Annotated in this window: 18 protein-coding genes; 9 read left to right on the top strand and 9 right to left on the bottom strand. The window is 71.4% G+C overall.

Features of this window, described 5'->3' with window-relative positions; all coding sequences use genetic code 11:
* Nucleotides 1-161: 161 nt before the first annotated feature.
* Complete coding sequence (locus R2S09_RS19720; protein WP_306183689.1) at nt 162-926, top strand: thioredoxin domain-containing protein; 765 nt, start codon at nt 162-164, stop codon at nt 924-926.
* Between the two features lie 57 nt (nt 927-983).
* Here R2S09_RS19720 and R2S09_RS19715 read toward each other — a convergent pair whose 3' ends face one another.
* The 3 genes from R2S09_RS19715 to R2S09_RS19705 are packed head-to-tail and all read right to left on the bottom strand — an operon-like array spanning nt 984 to nt 4,547.
* Entirely contained in the window at nt 984-3,281 is a 2,298-nt protein-coding gene (locus tag R2S09_RS19715; RefSeq protein ID WP_306183691.1) for an FtsX-like permease family protein, read from the bottom strand.
* A gap of 4 nt (nt 3,282-3,285) precedes the next feature.
* Entirely contained in the window at nt 3,286-4,035 is a 750-nt protein-coding gene (locus R2S09_RS19710) for an ABC transporter ATP-binding protein (RefSeq protein ID WP_306183693.1), read from the bottom strand.
* Complete coding sequence (locus R2S09_RS19705) at nt 4,032-4,547, bottom strand: PadR family transcriptional regulator (RefSeq protein WP_316742371.1); 516 nt, start codon at nt 4,545-4,547, stop codon at nt 4,032-4,034. The genes R2S09_RS19710 and R2S09_RS19705 overlap by 4 nt, the downstream gene beginning before the upstream one ends.
* Nucleotides 4,548-4,676: 129 nt before the next feature.
* Between R2S09_RS19705 and R2S09_RS19700 the strand changes: the two genes are divergently transcribed.
* The 5 genes from R2S09_RS19700 (at nt 4,677) to R2S09_RS19680 (ending at nt 11,313) form a co-directional block, all read left to right on the top strand.
* A complete protein-coding gene (locus tag R2S09_RS19700) occupies nt 4,677-5,948 on the top strand; it encodes an ABC transporter substrate-binding protein (RefSeq protein WP_306183696.1) in 1,272 nt (423 codons plus the stop codon).
* A 144-nt stretch (nt 5,949-6,092) separates the two neighbouring features.
* Nucleotides 6,093-7,706 carry a glycoside hydrolase family 13 protein gene (locus R2S09_RS19695; RefSeq protein WP_306183697.1) on the top strand — a complete coding sequence of 538 codons (1,614 nt, stop codon included), beginning with the start codon at nt 6,093-6,095 and terminating at the stop codon, nt 7,704-7,706.
* A 59-nt stretch (nt 7,707-7,765) separates the two neighbouring features.
* A complete protein-coding gene (locus R2S09_RS19690) occupies nt 7,766-9,097 on the top strand; it encodes an ABC transporter substrate-binding protein (protein WP_316742369.1) in 1,332 nt (443 codons plus the stop codon).
* A 6-nt stretch (nt 9,098-9,103) separates the two neighbouring features.
* Nucleotides 9,104-10,477: an ABC transporter permease subunit gene (locus R2S09_RS19685; protein WP_316742368.1), complete on the top strand. Its 1,374-nt coding sequence runs from the start codon at nt 9,104-9,106 to the stop codon at nt 10,475-10,477.
* Nucleotides 10,474-11,313 (top strand): carbohydrate ABC transporter permease, encoded by an 840-nt coding sequence (locus R2S09_RS19680; RefSeq protein WP_306183700.1) that lies wholly within the window; start codon nt 10,474-10,476, stop codon nt 11,311-11,313. The genes R2S09_RS19685 and R2S09_RS19680 overlap by 4 nt, the downstream gene beginning before the upstream one ends.
* Nucleotides 11,314-11,475: 162 nt before the next feature.
* On the opposite strand, the gene pgl is transcribed toward R2S09_RS19680, so the two are convergent.
* From pgl to tkt, 5 genes are read right to left on the bottom strand one after another with little or no spacing between them, the layout of a single operon-like run.
* The gene (pgl, locus tag R2S09_RS19675) at nt 11,476-12,258 is read right to left on the bottom strand and encodes a 6-phosphogluconolactonase (protein WP_306183701.1); all 783 of its coding nucleotides are present in this window, start codon (nt 12,256-12,258) and stop codon (nt 11,476-11,478) included.
* Nucleotides 12,255-13,316: a glucose-6-phosphate dehydrogenase assembly protein OpcA gene (opcA, locus tag R2S09_RS19670; protein ID WP_306183702.1), complete on the bottom strand. Its 1,062-nt coding sequence runs from the start codon at nt 13,314-13,316 to the stop codon at nt 12,255-12,257. The genes pgl and opcA overlap by 4 nt, the downstream gene beginning before the upstream one ends.
* On the bottom strand, nt 13,313-14,851 hold the full coding sequence (gene zwf / locus R2S09_RS19665; RefSeq protein ID WP_306183704.1) for a glucose-6-phosphate dehydrogenase: 1,539 nt from the start codon (nt 14,849-14,851) through the stop codon (nt 13,313-13,315). The genes opcA and zwf overlap by 4 nt, the downstream gene beginning before the upstream one ends.
* A 4-nt stretch (nt 14,852-14,855) precedes the next feature.
* The gene (gene tal, locus R2S09_RS19660; RefSeq protein ID WP_316742367.1) at nt 14,856-15,974 is read right to left on the bottom strand and encodes a transaldolase; all 1,119 of its coding nucleotides are present in this window, start codon (nt 15,972-15,974) and stop codon (nt 14,856-14,858) included.
* A 36-nt stretch (nt 15,975-16,010) separates the two neighbouring features.
* Complete coding sequence (tkt, locus tag R2S09_RS19655) at nt 16,011-18,113, bottom strand: transketolase (protein ID WP_306183706.1); 2,103 nt, start codon at nt 18,111-18,113, stop codon at nt 16,011-16,013.
* 664 nt (nt 18,114-18,777) lie between these two features.
* Between tkt and R2S09_RS19650 the strand changes: the two genes are divergently transcribed.
* From R2S09_RS19650 to R2S09_RS19640, 3 genes are all read left to right on the top strand, one after another.
* Nucleotides 18,778-19,764: a heme o synthase gene (locus R2S09_RS19650; protein WP_372337605.1), complete on the top strand. Its 987-nt coding sequence runs from the start codon at nt 18,778-18,780 to the stop codon at nt 19,762-19,764.
* Between the two features lie 114 nt (nt 19,765-19,878).
* Entirely contained in the window at nt 19,879-20,211 is a 333-nt protein-coding gene (locus tag R2S09_RS19645) for a hypothetical protein (RefSeq protein WP_306183710.1), read from the top strand.
* An 85-nt stretch (nt 20,212-20,296) separates the two neighbouring features.
* Nucleotides 20,297-21,403 carry an amidohydrolase family protein gene (locus R2S09_RS19640; RefSeq protein ID WP_316742366.1) on the top strand — a complete coding sequence of 369 codons (1,107 nt, stop codon included), beginning with the start codon at nt 20,297-20,299 and terminating at the stop codon, nt 21,401-21,403.
* A gap of 59 nt (nt 21,404-21,462) precedes the next feature.
* On the opposite strand, the gene R2S09_RS19635 is transcribed toward R2S09_RS19640, so the two are convergent.
* On the bottom strand, nt 21,463-22,473 hold the full coding sequence (locus R2S09_RS19635; RefSeq protein WP_316742365.1) for a COX15/CtaA family protein: 1,011 nt from the start codon (nt 22,471-22,473) through the stop codon (nt 21,463-21,465).
* Between the last annotated feature and the right edge of the window lie 41 nt (nt 22,474-22,514).

Below are 22,514 nucleotides of genomic sequence, written 5' to 3'. Positions count from 1 at the left end.
GGTCACCGGCCTGGACGCCTCGACCGAGGCGCTGGTCGCGAAGTACCGGGAGCTGCGCGGACGGAGCTGATCCGCCGCTCGTGCCGTCGCGGCGAATTTCCCTGTGCGCTCTCAGGGCGCGTCCCTTAGGGTTCCGGTGAACTTCTGGGGAGGAAGTAAGCATGATGCGCAGGGGGTTCGCCGCGGGGGTCGCGGTGGCCGTGATGGGGGTGTCGGCGGGGGGTTGCGGACATCGCGCGGCGGAGGCGGACAGCGGCCGGTCGGCGGCCACGACGGCGGGCGCACCGGCCTACGCCGGGCTGTCGGATGTGCCGGAGCGGCTGGGGGACGACGGGACGACCATCTCGGTCGGTGACCCGGCCGCCCCGGTGACCGTGCACCTGTACGAGGACCCGCGGTGTCCGGTGTGCAAGGAGTTCGAGAGCACCGGTGGTGCCCCTCAGCTGCGCGCGGCGACCATCCGGCGGGAGACGAAGACCCAGTACACCCTCGCCTCCTTCCTGGACGACAGGCTCGGCGGCTCCGGGTCCGAAAAGGCTGTCAACGCCCTGCGGGCCGCGCTGGACAAGGGGAAGTTCGCCGAATACCACGACGTGCTCTATGCCAACCAACCCGCCGAGAGCGTCGACGGATTCACCGACGCCTGCCTGCTCGAACTGGCGGCCAGGGTTCCCGGGCTGCGCGGGCCGGACTTCGACTCGGCCGTGAAGACCATGAAGTACCGCTCGTTCGTGACCACGTCCGAGGAGGCGTACGAACGCGCGGGCGGGGTGCAGGACCCCAAGGGGCCCGGCACCCCCACCGCCGAGATCAACGACGTGACCATCCCGAGGCAGTACAGCGGCGTGCTCTTCGACGGGGACGTCTTCGCCGGTCTGCTCGCCAAGATCCGGGCGAATCCCGACGTATGGCAGGACGCGGGCTGACAGGGCCGCTGTCCCGCCTCTCTGGCGCGACCCGGTGACAGACCGCCGGGCCGCGGTTCAGGCCACCGCGCTCAGCGTGTCCGCGAGCCGTCGCCGCGCCGCACGGGACGCCGGCAGGGCGGCGAGTCCCGCGGCGCCGGCCACCGCCGCGGCCCCGAACAGCAGCAGGAGCAGCGGGGAGGGGCCCGCGGCGATACCGGCGCCGATGCCGCTGGAGCGGCCCTGGGCGTCGATCAGCCAGTGGGCGAGCGGCAGACCGGCGGCCGCGGCGATCAGCACGGCGGTCAGGGCGGTGCAGCTGGTGGCCGTGACCGTGATCGCGGTGACCTGGCGCGGGGAGAGCCCGATCGCCTTCAGGGCCAGCAGGTCCCGCTCGCCCTCGCGCACGGTGCCGCCGATCGCGGTCAGCAGTTCGACGAGCCCGATCAGCGCGAGCACGCAGACCAGCCCGGCGACCACGGCACGCAGCGGGGACAGCCCGTCGGCCGGGTTGGTCACGGCGTGCACGTCCAGGTGTCCGTGGCCGGCCGCGAGCAGTGCGGCGGCGACCCCGTGGGCGTCGGCGCCGGGGCGCAGCCGCAGCTGGTAGAGGGTCGGGGTGAGATGCGGGTCGTTGTCGCGGAGGGTGTCCAGCGAGGTGGAGATGACGCGGCCGCCGTTCTCCGGCTCGATGCTGCGGCCCACGATGTGCAGGATCTGCGGCTGCTCGCCCACCGTCATCCGCACCCAGTCGCCGACCCGTACGTCGAGGAGATCGAGCAGGCCCTGCCCGGCCACCGCCTCGTCCGGACCGAGGGCGGGGCGGCCCTCGGCGAGGGTGTACGGGTAGGGGTCCTGGCGGGTGCCGAGGCCCCGCAGGGCGATCGTGGCGGTCTGGCCGGGCACCAGTGCCGCGGTCTCCACACCCGGGTAGACGGCGGCGACCCGCGGCTCACGGTCCAGCAGGGCCCGCGTCCCCCGGTCGCCGAGCGTGCCGTCCCCGCGGATGGTGAGCGCGGCCGGCAGACCGAGTTGTTCGGGCCGGCTGTGGAAGCGGTCGATGGTGGTCCAGGCGCTCATCGCCACCACGATCAGCAGCAGCGGCAGCGCGAGCCGGCCGACCGTGGCGAGGGTGCGCGGGCGGCGGGCGAAGGCCTGGTGCCCGCCGAGGACCAGCGCGGGCGGCAGGCTGAGGCCGAGCAGCCGCAGGGCCAGTGCCCGGCGTGCCGCGGCCGGCAGCCGGCCGCCGGGCGCCGTCGTACGGCCGGGCACCGGCACCGGGGGCACCCGGCCCGCCCGCCAGGCCGCGAGCCCGGTGACCGCGCCGATGAACAGCACCGCGCCCACCGGCACCACGGCCAGCGCCGCCGTGTGCCCCGGCAGCCCCTGCCACACCCCGACCGCGTCACCCAGCCGCCCCGGCACGCGGGCGCCCAGCCCCTGGATGAGGGCCGCCGCGGCCATGGCGCCCAGCACGGCGTACGCCACGTGCTGGAGCAGGAAGATCCGGACCACCTGGCCGGGCGTGAAGCCGATCGCCTTCAGCACCGAGATGTCCCGCAGATGACCGCGGATCCGGGTGCCGATCGCGCCGTGCACCGCGAACGCGGCGGCCACCAGCGCGCCCAGGCCGAACAGGCCCAGCACCTGGCCGAGCAGCCGGTTGTCGCCCTGCGCCTGGGCCTGCGCCTGCCGCCAGGTGGAGACCTCGGTGACCGAGCCGGCGCCGAGCACGGTGACGGCGCGCTGGACCGCGTAGTCGGTGTCGTCGGGGTCGGTGAGGCGCAGGCCCACGACCTGGCCGCCCGGGTCGCGCACCGCGGACGGCACCGCCCAGACGAGTCCGGGCTGCTCGCCGGGGCCGTAACGGGGTTCGGCGCTGTCGGCGACGCCCACGACGGTCAGCGTCCGGGTCGTGCCGGGCAGGGTCAGGGTGTCGCCGGGCTCGGCGAGCAGGGCGCGGGCCAGGCTGTCCTGAAGCACCACGCCGTCGGGCCGGGCGGGGTCGAGCCAGTGCCCCGAGACGAGCAGCGGGCGGCCGACGGCGGGCCGCCCGGGGGTGCCGCGCAGTTCGGCCGACGCGCGGGTCCCGCGGACGGAGACGGTGACGGACTCGGTGGCGTAGGGGCCGGCGACGGCGTCCACGCCGTCCAGCGCGGCCAGCCGGCGGGTGTCCGCGGACGGCACGGCATGGATCCACACATGGGCGCCGCGCGCCTGGGTGAAGACCCGCTGCCACGGATTGGTGGCGTAGCCGAACAGCGCCGTGGCCAGCAGCAGCGAGGCGACGATGCCGGCGGTCGCGAGCACGAGGAACAGGGCCTCGCCGCGGTGCGTCCGCAGATCGGAGTGCGCCCAGCGCAGGGTGGCACGCATGGGGTCAGTCCTTCAGCTCCAGTACGCCGGACGTCCCGGCCCGGCGGGACGGCGTGCCGTCCAGCTCCGCGTCGTCGGCTATGCGGCCGTCGAAGAAGCTGATCACGCGGTCCGCGGCGCTCGCCAGCCGGGCGTCGTGGGTGACCAGGACGATCGTCTGGCCGCGCTGGTGGAAGCGGGACAGCAGCCGCATCACCTCACGGGTGCCCTTGCTGTCCAGGCTGCCGGCCGGCTCGTCGGCCAGCAGCAGCGGCGGACGGTTGACCAGGGCACGGGCCAGGGCGACGCGCTGCTGCTCGCCGCCGGACAGCTCGCCCGGCATGCCGCGCTCCTTGCCGTCGAGCCCCAGTTCGCCCAGCAGCTCCTGCCGCTCGGCGCGGGCCTGCTTCGGGGAGCGGCCGGCGAGCAGGGCGGGCAGCTCGACGTTGTCGGCGACCGACAGGTTGGAGACCAGGTTGAAGAACTGGAAGACGATCCCGATGACCTTCCGGCGCTCCTCCGCCCAGCGGGCCTCGCTGTAGGAGTCGGTGCACCGGCCGTCCAGCCAGTAGCTGCCCTCGTCCGGCCGCTGGAGCCCGCCCAGCAGATGCAGCAGCGTCGACTTCCCGGCGCCGGAGGGACCGGTGACGGCCACGAACTCGCCCCGCGCCACCTGAAGATCCACCCCGCGCACGGCACGGGCGGGCGCACCCTCGCCGTAGTGCGTCTTGACGAGGCCCTCGGCGCGCAGCAGGGGGGTGGGGCGGTCGCTCACTGCGGCTCCTCCAGTTCCTCCTGGCACCGTTCCAGCCAGTCCAGGTCGGCCTGCAGGTGCAACATGGCGCCCTCGATCAGCAGTTGGGCGATTCTGTTGTCCCGGTTCTCGGCCGCGGCCAGCTTCGACAGATTGCGCATGGTGTTGAGGTACTGACGCCGCTGCTTGTTGATCAGGGCGATCTGGTCGGCGAGGCCGGTCCGCGGGGCGAGGGCGAGCTTCATGAAGAACTCGTCCCGCACCCGCGGCTCGTCCTCGGGCTCCGCGAACCAGACGCGCAGCTCCTCACGTCCGGCGTCGGTGAGGTGGTAGATCTTCTTGTTGGGCCGGCTGGACTGCTCGACCTCCTCGCCCTCGATCAGTCCAGACTTCTCGAGGCGGCCGAGGGTGACGTATATCTGGCCGACGTTCGGCTGAGGGTACGCGGAGCCCAGCAGTTGCTCAAGGTCCTGCTTGAGCTCGTAGCCGTGGGCGGGGCCGCGCGCGAGGAGTGCCAGGAGGGGCAGGCGCACTCGTGCTCTCCTCCTGTCCTCTCACAATGTGCTCCAGGCCCTAGTATCGCCCATACCTAACAGGTATACATGGCCTCTGACTCCCGGCGAGGGCGCCGGAGCCAGGTGTACGTGTTCAGGGAGGAACCTATGCGGTGGATACGCGCCGCCGGTAGGGGCCTCCTCGCACTCGTCGTGATCCTCACCGGGTACGCCGCCTCCGGCGCCCACGCCGACGAGGGCGCCGGCGAGGGCCGTGGCCCGCTCACCCTGGCCACCGCCGGGGATCTCACCGGCTATCTCGGCCCCCTCCTCCAGGGCTGGAACCGCACCCACCCCGCCGAGCGGGTCACCCTCGTCGAGCTGCCCGACTCCGCCGACGAGACCCACGCGCAGATGACCACCGACCTGCGCGGCGGCGACCGCAGCCGGTTCGACGTGCTCAACATCGACGTCAACTGGACCTCGGAGTTCGCCGCCGCCGGCTGGATCCGCCCGCTGCCGCGCGACCGCTTCCCGCTGAAGACCTTCCTGCCGCCGGTCGTCGACACGGCCACGTACGACGGACAGCTCTACGCCGTCCCGTATGTCACGAACGCCGGGCTGCTGCTGTACCGCAAGGACGTCCTCGCGAAGGAGGGCGTGCCGCCGCCGCGCACCTGGGCCGAGCTGGAACACGACGCCAGAACCATCGCGCCCAAATATGGTCTCGGGGGCTACGCGGGCCAGTTCCTGCCCTATGAGGGGCTCACCGTCAACGCGGCCGAGGCGGTGTACTCGGCGGGCGGCACGATCCTCGGCGACGAGGGCGCGCGCGTCACCGTCAACTCCGCCGCCGCCCGCGAGGGCATCGGTTTCCTCGCGCGCGGCTTCCGCGAGGGCTGGATTCCCAAGGCGGCGCTCACCTACAAGGAGGAGGAGTCCAAGCAGGCCTTCCAGGACGGCCGGCTGCTCTTCCTGCGCAACTGGCCCTACGCGTACGCCGTCGCCTCCGCCCCGGGGTCCAAGGTCGCCGGGAAGATCGGCGCCGTACCGCTGCCGGGGCCGGACGGGCCGGGCACGAGCGTCCTCGGCGGCTCCAACCTCGCCGTCAACACCCACGCGCGGCACCCCGACTCCGCCGCGCGCCTGATCGCATACCTGACCAGCGAGCGTGTCCAGCGCCAGGTGCTCACCCGGGGCTCGCTGCCGCCGGTGCGTGCCGCGCTCTACGAGGACCCCGCCCTCGTGCGGCGGTTCCCGTACCTGCCGACCCTGCGCGCTGCCGTGCTCTCGGCCGCGCCGCGTCCCAAGAGCCCGCACTACGACCAGGTCAGCCTGGTGGTGCAGGCCGTCGTGCACGACGCGCTGACCGGGCGTCAGACGCCCGAGCAGGCCGTGCGCCGGCTGGCGCGGGAACTCGACGCCATCGCCCGTCGCTAGCCGCGATAGTTACTTGTTAGGTAACGCGCACATCTCATTTGACTTCGCCATGCTCCAGTAAGTGGTGATTTGTACCCTCAACTGCTCGGTAGCCTCCGTTCATTTCGTTGACACCCATACGCAGCGCCTACCTAACATGCATGCATGTTGAGTAAGTACCACTGGTGGCGGGACGCGGTGATCTACCAGGTCTACGTCCGCAGCTTCCTGGACAGCACCGGCGACGGCATCGGCGATCTGGCCGGCGTCCGCGCGGGGCTGCCGTACCTGAAGAAGCTCGGCGTCGACGGGATCTGGCTGAGCCCGTTCTACCCGTCACCACAGCACGACCACGGCTACGACGTGGCCGACTACTGCGGAGTCGACCCGCTCTTCGGCGACCTCGCCGAGTTCGACCTGCTGGTGTCGGCCGCCCGCCGGTTCGGCGTCAAGGTGCTCCTCGACATCGTCCCCAACCACTGCTCCAGCGAGCACCCGTGGTTCCGCGAGGCACTCGCGGCCGAGCCCGGCAGCCCGGCCCGCGCCCGCTTCCACTTCGCCGACGGCCGCGGGCCCGACGGCAGCGAGCCGCCCAACAACTGGCACGCCATGTTCGGCGGCCCGGCTTGGAGCAGAGCCGGCGACGGCCAGTGGTACCTGCACATGTTCACGCCCGAACAGCCCGACTGGAACTGGCGCAACCCCGAGATCCCCGCCGAGTTCGACCGCGTCCTGCGGTTCTGGCTGGACCGAGGCGTCGACGGCTTCCGTATCGACGTCGCCGCCGGCCTCTTCAAACACCCCGAACTGCCCGACTCCGACGACCCGGAGGCCGACGCCCGCACCCGCGACTCGGTCAACCCGCTCGCCTGGAACCAGCCCGAGGTGCACGACGTGTGGCGCCACTGGCGCTCCATATGCGAGGAGTACCGCGAGCGGGACGGACGCGAGCGCCTGCTCGTCGGCGAGGTCTCCGTCCCCACCGCCCGTGAACACGCCCTGTACGTCCGCCCGGACGAACTCCACCAGGCCTTCTTCTTCGACCTGCTCAGCGCCCCCTGGAACGCCGACGCCTTCCGCAAGGTCGTCTCCGAGGCCATGCAGGACATCGCCGGCACCGGCTCCACGGTCACCTGGGTCCTCAACAACCACGACCAGATCCGCACCGTCACCCGCTACGGCGAACCCGTCCCCGAAGGCAGCGGACTGGGCGCCGCCCGCGCCCGGGCCGCCGCGCTGCTGATGCTGGCACTGCCCGGAGCCGCGTACATCTACCAGGGCGAGGAGCTCGGCCTGCCCGAGGTCGTCGACCTGCCCGACGACGTGCTCACCGACCCGATCTTCCGCCGCACCGGCAGCCGCTCCCGCGTCCGCGACGGCTGCCGGGTGCCGCTGCCCTGGTCGGGACAGGCGTCCCCGTTCGGCTTCACCTCCGGCGCCGAGGGCGTACGGCCCTGGCTGCCGCAGCCGGAGTACTTCGCCGAGTACGCCACCGACCGTGCCCTCGCCGACACCCGCTCCTTCTGGCACCTGTACCGCGACGGTCTTCAACTGCGCCGGGAACTTCCCCAGTTGGGCGAGGGCCACCTGCGCTGGCTGGACACCCCGCCCGGCGTCCTGGCCTTCGTCCGCGGCGACGGCCTGGTCTGCGCCGTCAACTTCGGCACGGCCCCCGTGCCCGCCCCCGTCTCCGGCACCCCGCTGCTGGCCAGCGGTCCCTGCCCCGCGGCCGGGGTGCTGCCCGGTTCCACGGCCGCCTGGTGGATCGCCGAGCTCTGATCCCCGGCACCCCGATCTCTCGCCAGTCTCACACCAACCCCTCGAAGGGAACATCGACGATGATGCGACGACGTACCACCCTGCTCACCGGCTGCACCGCCCTCGTCCTCGCCCTCGGCGCCACCGCCTGCGGCGGCGACCCGGTCTCGGCGGGCGGCGGCGACAAGGAACTCAGCGGCCAGACCGTCACCGTCGCCGGTGTCTGGTCCGGCAGCGAGCAGAAGAACTTCCAGAAGGTGCTGGACGCGTTCACCGCGAAGACCGGCGCCAAGACCCAGTTCGTGTCCACCGGCGACAACGTCTCCACCGTCGTCGGCAGCAAGATCGAGGGCGGCAACGCCCCCGACGTGGTGATGGTCCCGCAGGTCGGTGTGCTCCAGCAGTTCGCGAAGAAGGGCTGGCTCACCCCGCTGTCCGCCACCACCCGGAAGGAGGTCGACGCGGGCTACGCGCCGGTGTGGAAGAAGTACGGCAGCGTCGACGGCACCCTGTACGGCCTGTACTTCAAGGCCGCCCACAAGTCGACCGTCTGGTACAGCCCCGACGCGCTCACCCAGGCCGGCGTCCAGCCGCCCACCACCTACGACGCGATGCTCAAGGCCGGGCACACCGTCTCCGACTCCGGGCTCGCCGCCTTCGCGGTCGCCGGGCAGGACGGCTGGACCCTCACCGACTGGTTCGAGAACATCTACCTCTCCCAGGCCGGACCCGACAAGTACGACGCCCTCGCCGCACACCAGCTCAAGTGGACCGACGCGAGCGTGGTCAAGGCGCTCGGCACGCTCGGCAAGCTGTTCAAGGACAAGCAGCTGATCGCGGGCGGTCAGAAGGAGGCCCTCAACACGGACTTCCCCGGTTCGGTGGAGAAGGTGTTCGGGCCCAAGCCGCAGGCCGGCATGGTCTACGAGGGCGACTTCGTCGCCGGGGTCGCCCACGACCAGTTCGGGAAGACCATCGGCAAGGACGCGAACTTCTTCCCCTTCCCCGCCGTCGACGGCGGCAAGGCACCCGTCGTCAGCGGCGGCGACGCGGCCGTCGTGCTCAAGGACGGCAAGAACGCCAAGGCCGGCATGAAGCTCCTGGAGTACCTGGCCACTCCCGAGGCCGCGGCCGTGTGGGCCAAGGCGGGCGGCTTCCTGTCCCCGAACAAGAAGCTCGACCTGGCCTCCTACGGCGACGACGTCACCCGGGCCACCGCCAAGTCCCTGGTCGACGCGGGCGACTCGGTCCGCTTCGACATGTCCGACCAGGCGCCGGCGGCCTTCGGCGGCACCAAGGGCACCGGCGAGTGGAAGCTGCTCCAGGACTTCCTGCGCGACCCGTCGGACCCGAAGGGCACCGCGGCGAAGCTGGAGGCCGCGGCGGCCAAGGCGTACCAGGGCCAGGGCTGAGCGGCCATGACCGCCACCACCGTCACCAAGGAGCGGGCGGCGAGTTCTCCGCCGCCCGCCGGTCAGGCCGACCGCGCGCGCCGCGCGCGGCGGCGGGGCCGGATCGTCGCCCTGCTGTTCGCGTTCCCCGCGCTGCTGCTGCTCGGCGCGCTCGTCGTCTACCCGGTGCTGTTCTCCGTCGGCCGCAGCTTCTTCGACGCCTCCGGCACCCGCTTCGTCGGCGGCGACAACTACACCGAGATGTTCCGCGACCCGGCCACCCTCAAAGCCATCCGGAACACCGTGATCTGGGTGGTCGTCGCCCCGGCGCTGCTGACCGGACTGGGCCTGATCCTCGCCGTGCTGGTGGAGAAGGTCCGCTGGGCGACGGCGTTCAAGCTGCTGCTGTTCATGCCCATGGCGGTGTCCTTCCTCGCCGCCGGGATCATCTTCCGGCTCGCCTACGACCAGGACCCCGACAAGGGCGTGCTCAACGCCGCCGTCGTCTCCGTCCACGACGCCTTCGCCGGCACCTCCACCTACCCCACGGCGCGGGCCCGCACCGGACCGCACGGGCTCACCCAGGCCCACGACGGCTCCTACACCACGAACGCCGCCGTGTCGCCGGGCGCCACGGTCGCGCTGCCGATGGTCGGCGTACTGCCCGGGGACCTGCCGAAGGACGCCTCGCCCGCCTACCCGGCGGCCGGGCGGAAGGCCGCCGCCGGCGAGGTGCGCGGGGTCGTCTACCTGGACTTCACACCCGGCGGAACGGGCACCCAGGGCAAGGTCGACCGGCGGGAGAACGGACTACCCGGGATGAAGGTCGAGGCCGTGCGCGAGGGGCGGACCGTCGCGCACGCCACCACCGCCTCCGACGGCTCCTTCCACTTCTCCGGCCTGCACGCGGGGTCGTACACGCTCCGGCTCCCGGAGTCCAACTTCGCGCCGCCCTATCAGGGCGTCTCCTGGCTCGGGCCGACGCTCGTCACCCCGGCGATCATCGGGGCGTACCTGTGGATCTGGACCGGGTTCGCGATGGTGCTGATCGGCGCCGGACTGTCCACGCTGCCGCGCGACGCGCTGGAGGCGGCCCGGATGGACGGGGCCAACGAGTGGCAGATCTTCCGCCGCATCACCGTTCCGCTGCTCGCCCCGGTGCTGACGGTCGTCTTCGTCACGCTCGTCATCAACGTGATGAAGGTGTTCGACCTCGTCTACATCATCGCGCCCGGGCCGGTGCAGGAGGACGCGACCGTGCTCGCCACGCAGATGTGGCTGGTGTCCTTCGGCGGCGGCAACAACCAGGGGCTGGGCAGTGCGCTGGGTGTGCTGCTTCTGCTCCTCGTCATCCCCGCGATGGTCTTCAACGTCCGCCGCTTCCGAAGGAGTCAGCGATGAACACGGTCAGGAGAGGCCTGGGCAACGGGCTCGTGCAGGCCTTCCTCGTGGTGATCGGCCTGGTCTGGCTGACACCCCTGGCCGGGCTGTTCGTGTCCTCGCTGCGCTCGGCCCAGGACACCGCGAAGGGCGGCTGGTGGACGGCGCTGACCAGCCCCGGCCAGCTGTCCTTCGACAACTACTCGGCGCTGCTGAAGAACGCCGGCATCACCCAGGCCTTCTGGAACACCGTGCTGATCTCGGTCCCGGCGACCGTGCTCGTCGTCGTCATCGCCGCGCTCGCCGGATACGCCTTCGCCTGGCTGGACTTCCCCGGCCGCGAGCCGCTGTTCCTGCTGGTGGTCGCGCTGCTGGTGGTGCCGGTGCAGATCGGACTGCTGCCGGTGGCCAAACTCTTCGGGCAGCTGGGGCTGTTCGGCACGATCCCCGGTGTCGTGCTGTTCCATGTGGCGTACGGGCTGCCGTTCGCGGTGTTCCTGCTGCGGAACTACTTCGCGGAGATACCGAAGGAGATGCTGGAGGCGGCGCGGATGGACGGGGGTGGGGAGTGGCGCATCTTCGTGCAGCTGGTGCTGCCGGTCGGGCGGCCGGCGATCGCCAGCCTCGCGATCTTCCAGTTCCTGTGGGTGTGGAACGACATGCTGGTGGCGCTGTTGTTCGCGGACAGTTCGTCGCAGCCGTTGACGGTGGAACTGCAGTCGCAGATACGGCAGTTCGGGAGCAACATCGATGTGCTGGCGCCGGGGGCGTTTCTGTCACTGGTGGTGCCGGTGGTGGTGTTCTTCGCCTTCCAGCGGCACTTCGTGCAGGGGGTTATGGCGGGGTCGGTGAAGTAGGTCGGTACGGGTGGTGGTGCGGGTGCGGGGCGGGGAGGGTTTTCGCCCCCGCCGCCCCTGCCCTTCCCGTCCCTGGGAGCTGCCGCCCCCGGGCCCCGCTTCGGCCTTGACGGCCTCGTCCTCACACTCCCCCAGAGGGGGCACCCCCGGAGGGGCTGATGTTCACGCCGACGCCGGGGGGTACAGCGACCTCGGGAGCTGGGAGGCCGCTGCTGTGTCCAGGAGCCACAGGGTGCGGGCGCGGCCGTGGGCGCCTGCCGCGGGCGCCTGGATCTCGCCGGCGCCGGAGAGGGCCATGGCCACCGCGTTCGCCTTGTCCTCGCCCGCCGCCAGCAGCCAGACCTCGCGGGCCGAGCGGATCGCGGGCAGGGTGAGGGAGATACGGGTGGGCGGCGGCTTGGGGGAGCCGTGGACGCCGATCACCGTGCGCTCCGTCTCCCTGACCCCCGGGTGCTCCGGGAACAGGGACGCCACGTGGGTGTCCGGGCCCACGCCGAGCATCAGCACGTCGAAGGTCGGCACCGCGCCGTGGTTGGCGGGACCGGCCGCACGGGCCAGTTCCTCGGCGTAGGCGTCGGCCGCCGCCTCGACGTCCGTGCCGTACGGGCCGTCCGACGCGGGCATGGCGTGCACGCGCTTCGGGTCCAGCGGCACGGCGTCCAGCAGCGCCTCCTCGGCCTGTGTGATGTTGCGCTCCGGGTCGCCCTCCGGAAGGAACCGCTCGTCGCCCCACCACAGGTCCAGGCGGCCCCAGTCGATCGCGTCCCGGGCCGGTGCGGCGGCCAGCGCGGCCAGCACGCCGTTGCCGTTGCGGCCGCCGGTCAGGACCACGTTCGCCGAGCCCGTCGAGGCCTGGGCGTCCACGATCTTCGTGATCAGCCGGGCCGCGGCGGCCTGCGCCATCAGTTCCTTGTCGCGGTGGACGACCAGCTGGGGAGTGCTCACTTCGCCGCCGCCTTCCGGCTCGTGGACTTCCGGGCGGTCCGGGACGCCGCCCGCTGCGCGGGTGCCTTCGCCGTGTCCTCCTCGGCCGTGGCGACGGCGACCGGCCCCTCCTCGGCGAGCACCGGCCCGGCGGCGCCGGTCAGCCGGTCCACCCCGAAGCGCAGCGCCGACGCGTAGGTGTCGTCCGGGTCGAGCCGCCGCAGCTCCTCCGCGATCAGCTCGGCCGTCTCCCGCCGCTTCAGCGCCACCGCGCGCTCCGGCTGCCCCTGGATGGCCAGGGTCGCCAGCCTGCCGTCGGCCCGGTCCAGCCTGATCGGGCCGCAGCTGGTGTCCAGACGGACCGCGGTCAGTCCGGGCCCGGCGGACGGCGAGCACTTCACCGGCACCTCCAGCCGGTCCGCGAGCCACATCGCCAGCAGCTCGCAGCTCGGGTTGAACTCCTCGCCCTCCACCTCGACCGAGCGGACCTCGCAGGTCACCTGGTCGAGAGCGGCCGCCAGCATCGAGCGCCACGGCGTGATCCGGGTCCACGCCAGGTCGGTGTCGCCGGGGCTGTAGGCCTCGGCCCGCGCCCCCAGTTCGCGCAGCGGGTCCTCGCAGGCGTAGCTGTCGGTGACCCGGCGCTGGGCCAGCGCGCCCAGTGGGTCGTTCGCCGGGTCGAGCGGGCCGTTCACCGGCCACCAGACGACGACCGGCGCGTCCGGCAGCAGCAGCGGGAGCACCACCGACTGGGCGTGGTCGCACACCTCGCCGTACAGCCGCAGCACCACCGTCTCGCCGGTGCCGGCGTCCGCGCCCACCCGCACCTCGGCGTCCAGCCGCGACGACGTGCGGTCGCGCAGGGTGCGCGAGATGCGCCGGATCACCACCAGGGTGCGCGAGGGGTGCTCGCGGGAGGCGTCACCGGCGGCCTTGAGGGCGTCGTAGGCGTTCTCCTCGTCGGTGACGATGACGAGGGTGAGCACCATGCCCACGGCCGGGGTGCCGATCGCCCGGCGGGCCTGCACCAGCGCCTTGTTGATCTTCCCGGCCGTGGTGGCCGTCAGGTCTATCTTCATGGCCGGCGCCAGCTCCGTCCGTCTCGTGCGAGCATCTCGTCCGCCTCGGCCGGCCCCCAGGTCCCGGACGCGTACCGCGCGGGCCTGCCGTGCTTGTCCCAGTACTCCTCGATCGGGTCGAGGATCTTCCAGGACAGCTCGACCTCCTCCGTGCGCGGGAAGAGGTTGGCGTCGCCGAGCAGCACGTCCAGGATCAGGCGCTCGTAGGCCTCCGGGCTGGACTCGGTGAAGGACTCGCCGTAGGCGAAGTCCATCGACACGTCCCGGATCTCCATCGACGTGCCCGGCACCTTGGAGCCGAAGCGGACCGTCACGCCCTCGTCGGGCTGGACGCGGATGACGACCGCGTTCTGTCCCAGCTCCTCCGTCGCCGTGGTGTCGAAGGGGGAGTGCGGGGCCCGCTGGAAGACCACCGCGATCTCGGTGACCCGGCGGCCCAGCCGCTTGCCGGTGCGCAGATAGAAGGGGACGCCCGCCCAGCGGCGGTTGTCGATCGCCAGCTTGATCGCGGCGTAGGTGTCGGTCTTCGACTTCTTGTCGATGCCCTCTTCCTCGAGGTAGCCGATGACCTTCTCGCCGCCCTGCCAGCCGCCCGCGTACTGCCCGCGCACGGTGGACCTGCCGAGGTCCTTGGGCAGCCGGACGGCACCGAGCACCTTCTCCTTCTCCGCGGCCAGCGCGTCCGCGTCGAAGGAGGCGGGCTCCTCCATCGCGGTGAGCGCCATCAGTTGGAGCAGGTGGTTCTGGATGACGTCCCGGGCGGCGCCGATCCCGTCGTAGTAGCCCGCGCGACCGCCGATGCCGATGTCCTCGGCCATGGTGATCTGCACATGGTCCACGAAGGACCGGTTCCAGATCGGCTCGAACATCTGGTTGGCGAAGCGCAGCGCCAGGATGTTCTGGACGGTCTCCTTGCCCAGGTAGTGATCGATCCGGAAGACCTGCTCCGGCTCGAACACCCCGTGCACGACCCGGTTCAGCTCCTCGGCCGACGTCAGGTCGTGACCGAAGGGCTTCTCGATGACCGCGCGCCGCCAGGAACCGCCCGTCTGCTCGGCCAGGCCGTGCTTCTTCAGCTGCTGGATGACGACCGGGAACGACTTCGGCGGCACCGACAGATAGAAGGCGAAGTTGCCGCCCGTGCCCTGCGCCTTGTCCAGCTCCTCGATCGTGCCGCGCAGCCGTTCGAACGCCTCGTCGTCGTCGAAGGTGCCCTGCACGAAGCGCATGCCCTGGCTGAGCTGCTGCCAGACCTCCTCGCGGAACGGCGTGCGCGCGTGCTCCTTGACGGCGTCGTGCACGACCTGCGCGAAGTCCTCGTGCTCCCAGTCGCGGCGGGCGAAGCCGACCAGCGAGAAGCCAGGCGGCAGCAGACCCCGGTTGGCGAGGTCGTACACGGCGGGCATCAGCTTCTTGCGCGACAGGTCGCCCGTGACGCCGAAGATGACCAGGCCCGACGGCCCCGCGATACGCGGGAGCCGTCGGTCCGCGGGGTCACGGAGCGGGTTCGCTCCGGTACCGGAAAGCGGCGACAAGGTGTCAGCCCTCCGTGGGAGCGAGGCGCTCCAGCTCCGCCTCGGTCGACTTCAGCAGGTCGTTCCAGGAGGCCGCGAACTTCTCGACGCCCTCGTCCTCCAGGACCTGGACGACGTCGTCGTAGGAGATGCCGATCTTCTCCAGCGCGTCCAGGTCGGCACGGGCCTGCTCGTAGGTGCCGCGGACGGCGTCGCCGCGGATCTCACCGTGGTCCTCGGTGGCCTCCAGCGTGGCCTCCGGCATGGTGTTCACCGTGTTCGGCGCCACCAGCTCCTCGACGTACATGGTGTCCTTGTACGCCTTGTCCTTCACACCGGTGGAGGCCCACAGCGGACGCTGCTTGTTCGCGCCGGCCTTCTCCAGCGCGTTCCAGCGGTCGGAGGAGAAGACCTCCTCGTACGCCTGGTAGGCCAGACGCGCGTTGGCAACGCCCGCCTTGCCGCGCAGAGCCTTGGCCTCGTCGGTGCCCATCTCGTCGATGCGCCGGTCGATCTCGGTGTCCACGCGGGAGACGAAGAACGACGCCACCGAGCGGATCTTCGACAGGTCCAGGCCGCGCTCCTTGGCCTTCTCCAGGCCGGTCAGGTAGGCGTCCATGACCGCGCGGTAGCGGTCCAGCGAGAAGATCAGCGTGACGTTGACGCTGATGCCGTTGCCGATGGTCTCGGCGATCGCCGGCAGGCCCGCCTCGGTGGCCGGGATCTTGATCAGCGTGTTCGGGCGGTCCACCAGCCAGGCCAGCTGACGGGCCTCGGCGACCGTCGCCCGCGTGTTGTGCGCCAGGTGCGGGTCGACCTCGATGGAGACCCGGCCGTCCTGGCCGCCGGTGGCGTCGAAGACCGGGCGCAGGATGTCGGCGGCGTCGCGGACGTCCGCCGTGGTGATCATGCGGATGGCCTCTTCCACCGTCACCTTGCGGGCGGCCAGGTCCGACAGCTGCCGGTTGTACCCGTCGCCCTGCGAGATCGCCTTCTGGAAGATCGTCGGGTTGGTGGTGACGCCCACGACGTGCTGCTGGTCGATCAGCTCGGCGAGGTTGCCGGACGTGATCCGCTTGCGCGACAGGTCGTCCAGCCAGATCGCGACGCCTTCGTCCGTGAGGCGCTTGAGTGCGTCTGTCATGGAAATTGCATCTCCTACGTGTCGTATATGTGAGCGTCAGCGCTGGGCGGCGGCGATGGATTCCCGGGCCTTGGCCGCCACGTTCTCGGCGGTGAAGCCGAATTCGCGGAAGAGCACCTTGGCGTCGGCGGAGGCACCGAAGTGCTCCAGGGAAACAATGCGCCCCGCGTCTCCCACGTACTTGTGCCACGGCAGGCCCACGCCCGCCTCGACCGCGACGCGCGCCCGCACGGCCGGGGGCAGGACGCTGTCCCGGTACCCCTGGTCCTGCTCCTCGAACCACTCCTGGGACGGCATGGACACCACGCGGGTGGGGACGCCGTCGGCCTGCAGCTGCTCGCGCGCCTCGACGGCCACGTGCACCTCGGAGCCGGTGGCGATCAGGATCACCTGAGGCTCGGCGTTCTGCCCGTCGGGGCCTTCCGCCTCGAAGAGGACGTAGCCGCCGCGTGCCGCGTCGTCGTTGGGCTCGTACGTCGGCACGCCCTGGCGGGTCAGGGCCAGGCCGTGCGGCTGCCCCTTGCCGAACTCCTTGGTCCAGCGGTTCAGGATCTCCCGCCAGGCGATCGCGGTCTCGTTGGCGTCGGCCGGGCGGACGATGTTCAGGCCCGGGATCGCGCGCAGCGAGGCCAGGTGCTCGACCGGCTGGTGGGTGGGGCCGTCCTCGCCCAGGCCGACGGAGTCGTGCGTCCACACGTACGTCACCGGCAGGTGCATCAGCGCGGACAGGCGCACGGCGTTGCGCATGTAGTCGGAGAAGACCAGGAAGGTGCCGCCGTAGACGCGGGTGTTGCCGTGCAGCGTGATGCCGTTCAGCTCCGCGCCCATGGAGTGCTCGCGGATGCCGAAGTGGATGGTGCGGCCGTACGGGTCGGCCTCCGGCAGCGGGTTGTCCTCGGGCAGGAACGACGAGGTCTTGTCGATCGTGGTGTTGTTCGAACCCGCGAGGTCGGCCGAGCCGCCCCACAGCTCCGGGATCACCTCGCCGAGGGCCTGGAGCACCTTGCCGGACGCGGCGCGCGTGGCCAGGGCCTTGCCGGCCTCGAACACCGGGATCTTCTCGTCCCAGCCGGTCGGCAGCGCCGCCTTCGCGATCCGGTCGTACTCGGCGGCCCGCTCGGCGTTCGCCTCGCGCCAGGACTGGAAGGACTTCTCCCACTCGGCCTTCGCCTGCCGGCCGCGCTGAAGCGCCTGGCGGGTGTGGTCGATGACCTCGTCCGCGACCTCGAAGTGCTGCTCGGGGTCGAAGCCCAGGACGCGCTTGGTGGCGGCGACCTCGTCCTCGCCCAGCGCCGAGCCGTGCGCGGCCTCGGTGTTCTGGGCGTTCGGGGCCGGCCAGGCGATGATCGAGCGCATCGCGATGAAGGAGGGCCGGTCGGTGACGGCCTTGGCCTTCTGGATCGCCTCGTAGATCGCCTGCGGGTCCAGGTCGCCGTCCGCCTTGGGCTCCACGCGCTGCACATGCCAGCCGTAGGCCTCGTAGCGCAGAGCGGTGTCCTCGGAGACGGCCGTCTCGGTGTCGCCCTCGATCGAGATGTGGTTGTCGTCCCACAGCAGGATCAGATTGCCCAGCTTCTGGTGGCCGGCCAGTGAGGACGCCTCCGCCGAGATGCCCTCCTGCAGGCAGCCGTCACCGGCGATGCAGTAGACGTAGTGGTCGAAGGGGGACTCGCCCGCGGGTGCCTGAGGGTCGAACAGGCCGCGCTCGTAGCGGGCGGCCATCGCCATGCCCACCGCGTTCGCCACACCCTGCCCCAGCGGGCCGGTCGTGGTCTCCACTCCCGCCGTGTGCCCGTACTCCGGGTGACCGGGGGTCTTCGAGCCCCAGGTGCGGAAGGCCTTCAGGTCGTCGAGCTCCAGGCCGAAGCCGGCCAGGTACAGCTGGGTGTAGAGGGTCAGCGAGGAGTGGCCGGCGGACAGCACGAAACGGTCGCGCCCCACCCACTGCGGATCCGCCGGGTCGTGCCGCATCACCTTCTGGAACAGGGTGTAGGCGGCAGGAGCCAGGCTCATCGCCGTACCGGGATGGCCGTTGCCGACCTTCTGTACGGCATCGGCGGCCAGGACGCGCGCGGTGTCCACCGCACGCTGGTCCAACTCGGTCCACTCGAGGTCTGTGGTGGTCGGCTTGGTGCTCACCCTGGGTCAGGGCTCCTCTCCACATGTCGGATGCCGGCACACATGAGTGCGCACCGGCTGCCGGCGCTTCTCGCGTCGGCCGGCCGTTGCTGAGCCTACCCCCGTAAGGACGTGCATTTTTTCGAGTCATTCCAGACTGCCGGGACTCTCCGAAATCCGCCTCCCGACTGGCCGGGACCATATTCGGCAACTGAATACGGAGCCGCTCATCCGATCGCTCAATCGAGCTCTCGTGCGCCCGTCGGACGGGTGTCGGAAGGGTGTCGGGAGAGGGGCCGGAAGGGTGTCGGAAGGGTGCCGGGAGGGATGCCGGAAGGTGTCGGAAGCTCGTGAGGAAGGCGTTCCGAAAGACTGTTCCCTTCGCCATTGCGAAAGACCGTCCCCTCGCCGTTCCGGTCTCCGTTCCTGTCTCTGTTCCCGTCTCCGCTCGCGTCTCCGCGTCTCCGTTCCCGTCTCCGTTCCCGTCTCCGTGCCGGCGGGTCCGTCCGCTTTCGCCGTTCCGGCGGTCCGCGCACCCGCCGCGGGGCCCGCCGCCGGGGCACCGGCCAACACGACCCGACCCCCGCGAAGGCCGGGGTCTGGGCAACGTCTACAGTGGCGTGGTACGCGCGAGCCTTTACCGAGAGTTCACAGGGCGGGGTTCGCTGGGATGTCTCTGTCAGGGGTGTGCGTGACGGCCGTCGAATCCCGTCCTGGGGATACCTCCCAGGCCCTTGAGGCTCTGGGGGAGGGAGTACTCGGTGCAGGCCAGAGCCCGAGCCACCGGCCGTTCGGGGCCCGTGTCAAGGCGTTCGTGGCGTTGACCAAGCCGCGGATCATCGAGCTGCTGCTCATCACCACGGTTCCGGTGATGTTCCTGGCCCAGCAGGGCGTGCCCGATCTCAAGCTGGTGCTGCTGACCTGCGTCGGCGGCTACCTCTCCGCGGGCGGCGCCAACGCGCTGAACATGTACATCGACCGTGACATCGACGCACTTATGGACCGGACCTCGCAGCGCCCCCTGGTCACCGGGATGGTCAGCCCCCGCGAGTGCCTGGTCTTCGGCATCACCCTCGCGGTCGTCTCGACGCTGCTCTTCGGCCTCACCGTCAACTGGCTGTCGGCGTGGCTGTCGCTCGGAGCGCTCCTCTTCTACGTCGTCGTCTACACGATGATCCTCAAGCGGCGTACGTCGCAGAACATCGTCTGGGGCGGCATCGCCGGCTGCCTGCCGGTGCTCATCGGCTGGTCGTCCGTCACGAACTCCATGTCGTGGGCGCCGATCGTCCTCTTCCTCGTGATGTTCTTCTGGACGCCGCCGCACTACTGGCCGCTGTCCATGAAGGTCAAGGAGGACTACGCGCGCGTGGGCGTGCCGATGCTCCCGGTCATCGCCTCCAACAAGGTGGTCGCCCGGCAGATCGTCATCTACAGCTGGGTGATGGTCCTGGTCTCCCTGCTCCTGACCCCGCTCGGCTACACGGGCTGGTTCTACACGGTGGTCGCGCTCGCGGCCGGCGGCTTCTGGCTCTGGGAGGCGCACGGGCTGCAGAACCGGGCCAAGGCCGAGGTGACCGGCGCGAAGCTGAAGGAGATGCGGCTGTTCCACTGGTCGATCACCTACGTGTCGATCCTCTTCGTCGCGGTCGCGGTGGACCCCTTCCTGCGCTGAGCCCAGGTGGTCCCCTCCTGCACCGGTACGAGCGCCTGTGACGGGCGGGGTGCGTGGTCAAGGCCACTCACCCCGCCCGTCGCCGTTCGATCTACCCGTCGGTAGGCTCCTGCCATGGCAGACACGCAGCAGGTTGACCCCAAGGCCGAGCGCAAGGCCGCCCGCCTCGCCCAGCGGATCGGTTCCTTCTCCAAGGCCCACGGCGGGACCGAGGGCCAGGTCGCGTACATCGGGCAGCGCGGCGCCCGGATCGTCCTCGTCGGCGAGGACGGCGCCTGGGGCGACATCGTGGCCCCCACGTACGCCATCGCCGAGCAGGCCGTGCGGAAGTCCGGGATCACCGTTCACGAGTCGTTCGACGGCGAGTTCGCGGCCAAGGTGAAGACGGGCCCCTACGAGTGGTCCCGCATGGCGGGCATCCAGCTGGGCGGCCCGAGCAACCGCTGAACCAGGACGCCGGGCGGGCAACACCTGAGAGCCGGTTCACCCGTTAGGCCCCGTGGAGGAAGCGGTCCACCCACGGGAGAACCGGATGATCGAGACGCCGTCCCTCGTGGACCAGTACTGCCACGGCGTACTGAGAACGGAACTGGGCCTCGGCACCTTCGAGGCCCAGCTGGCCCGGACCGAGGGCCCGCCCGCGCCCGGCACCACCCTCTTCGACACCCAGACCGGCTTCGCGGTACGCCGCTGGTGCCCCCCGCTGCTCGGCCTGGAGCCGCACTGCCCGCCTGCCCGCTATCTCGCCCGGCGCCGGGAACTGGGCGTCCTGGAGGCCGGCCGCAGACTGCTGCGCGGCAGCGGCATCACGACGTACCTCGTCGACACCGGGCTGCCCGGTGACCTCACCGGTCCCGGCGAGATGGCCTCGGCGGGCGGCGCCGCCGCCCATGAGATCGTGCGCCTGGAACTCCTCGCCGAGCAGGTCGCCGACACCTCCGGCACCGTAGAGTCCCTCCTCGCCAACCTCGCCGAGTCGGTGCACGGCGCCGCCGCGCACGCCGTCGCCTTCACCTCCGTGGCGGGCGTACGGCACGGCCTGGCGCTCGCGCCCGAGCCGCCCGGACCGGGGGAGGTGCGGGGCGCCGCGGGCCGCTGGCTGGCCGGGCGGCGGGTCGGCGGGGAGCTGAGCGATCCGGTGCTGCTGCGCCACCTGCTGTGGATCGCGGTGGCCTCCGGGCGGCCCCTCCAGCTGCACGCGGGGCTCGGCGAGCCGGGTCTGCGCATCGACCGCACCGATCCGGTGCTGCTCACGGACTTCGTACGGGCGACGGCGGGCCTGGGCACGGACCTCGTCCTGCTGCACGGCTACCCGTACCACCGCCACGCCGCCCACCTGGCCGGCGTCTTCCCGCACGTGTACGCCGACTCGGGCGCCGCCCTGGTGCGCACCGGGGCCCGGGCCGCCACGATCCTCGCCGAGATCCTGGAACTCGCCCCCTTCGGCAAGATCCTTTTCTCGAGCGGCGCCCATGGACTGCCCGAGCTGCACGTGGTGGGGGCCCGTCTGTTCCGAGAGGCGCTGGCGAGGGTGCTCGGCTCCTGGGTCGCGGAGGGCGCCTGGTCGCCGGGGGACGCGCAGCGGGTCGCGGGGATGGTGGCGGCGGGGAACGCGCGGCGGGTGTACGGGCTGGAGTGACCCCTCGAAGGCCCGCTCCAGCTCTGCGCGGAGCCGGTCGGGCCGGCGGTCCGGGGAATCTACGCCTTCGCCAGGGAGGCGGCCTCGGCGGGCTGCTCCGGAAGGCCGGTCACCGCCTCGGGCCGCTCGCGCAGCGACAGCAGCACCCGCAGCACCCCGATCCACATCAGGCACGAGCCCAGCATGTGCAGGCCGACCAGGAACTCGGGAAGGTGCGTGAAGTACTGCACGTAGCCGATGACGCCCTGGCCGAGCAGGATCAGGAACAGATCCCGGGTGCGGCTCAGCGGTCCCTTCGGCGCGTCCACGGCCTTCAGCACGAACCACAGCGCGAACGTCAGCGTCACCACGATCCAGGCCAGCACCGCGTGCAGCTTGGCGACCGTCTCCCAGTCGATCGGGATGCGGGCCACCTCCTTGGAGTCGCCCGCGTGCGGACCGGCCCCGGTCACCACCGTGCCCACGGCGATCAGCAGGCCGCTCGCCAGGACCAGGAACCACACCAGCTGCTGCACCGCCTTGCCGACCAGCGGACGCGGTGCCGTGTCACCCTCGCGGGAGCGCTGCCACATCACCGTGGCGACCGTGATCAGCGCCGTGGACAGCAGGAAGTGGGCCGCCACGGTGTAGGGGTTCAGGCCGACGAGCACCACGATGCCGCCGAGCACCGCGTTGCCCATGACGATCCAGAACTGCCACCAGCCCTGCCGGGTCAGGCTGTGCCGCCACGGCTTCTGCGAACGGGCGGCGATGATCGCCCAGCCGACGGCGGCGCACAGCACGTACGTCAGCATGCGGTTGCCGAACTCGATCACACCGTGGAAGCCCATGGCCCGTGTGGTGGTCAGCGAGTCGTCGGTGCAGGTGGGCCAGGTCGGGCAGCCCAGGCCCGAGCCGGTCAGGCGGACGGCGCCGCCGGTGACGACGATGACGACCGCCATGGCGAGCGCGGCGAGGGCCGCCCGCTGGACGGTCCGCGGGTGCGGGGTCCAGCGTTCGGCGATGAAGGAGAGCGGGTTGCGCACGACGGACACGGCGTCGTCGCGGGTCAGCTTTGGCACGCGTTCCATCGTAGGGCGCCGCTTGTGCACGCTTTCACGAGGGTCCATCG

Origin of the sequence: Streptomyces sp. MK7, assembly GCF_032658145.1 — a bacterium.
GTDB lineage: Bacteria > Actinomycetota > Actinomycetes > Streptomycetales > Streptomycetaceae > Streptomyces > Streptomyces spiralis.
Note: the sequence above shows the minus strand (reverse complement) of the source record. Positions and strands in the feature narration are given on the sequence as shown.

Excerpts from the sequence above, each read along its gene's own strand:
- R2S09_RS19720 (WP_306183689.1), top strand. The coding sequence starts at position 162 with ATGATGCGCAGGGGGTTCGCCGCGGGGGTCGCGGTGGCCGTGATGGGG.
- R2S09_RS19715 (WP_306183691.1), bottom strand. The coding sequence starts at position 3,281 with ATGCGTGCCACCCTGCGCTGGGCGCACTCCGATCTGCGGACGCACCGC.
- R2S09_RS19700 (WP_306183696.1), top strand. The coding sequence starts at position 4,677 with ATGCGGTGGATACGCGCCGCCGGTAGGGGCCTCCTCGCACTCGTCGTG.
- R2S09_RS19695 (WP_306183697.1), top strand. The coding sequence starts at position 6,093 with ATGTTGAGTAAGTACCACTGGTGGCGGGACGCGGTGATCTACCAGGTC.
- R2S09_RS19690 (WP_316742369.1), top strand. The coding sequence starts at position 7,766 with ATGATGCGACGACGTACCACCCTGCTCACCGGCTGCACCGCCCTCGTC.
- R2S09_RS19685 (WP_316742368.1), top strand. The coding sequence starts at position 9,104 with ATGACCGCCACCACCGTCACCAAGGAGCGGGCGGCGAGTTCTCCGCCG.
- R2S09_RS19680 (WP_306183700.1), top strand. The coding sequence starts at position 10,474 with ATGAACACGGTCAGGAGAGGCCTGGGCAACGGGCTCGTGCAGGCCTTC.
- opcA (WP_306183702.1), bottom strand. The coding sequence starts at position 13,316 with ATGAAGATAGACCTGACGGCCACCACGGCCGGGAAGATCAACAAGGCG.
- tal (WP_316742367.1), bottom strand. The coding sequence starts at position 15,974 with ATGACAGACGCACTCAAGCGCCTCACGGACGAAGGCGTCGCGATCTGG.
- R2S09_RS19645 (WP_306183710.1), top strand. The coding sequence starts at position 19,879 with ATGGCAGACACGCAGCAGGTTGACCCCAAGGCCGAGCGCAAGGCCGCC.
- R2S09_RS19640 (WP_316742366.1), top strand. The coding sequence starts at position 20,297 with ATGATCGAGACGCCGTCCCTCGTGGACCAGTACTGCCACGGCGTACTG.
- R2S09_RS19635 (WP_316742365.1), bottom strand. The coding sequence starts at position 22,473 with ATGGAACGCGTGCCAAAGCTGACCCGCGACGACGCCGTGTCCGTCGTG.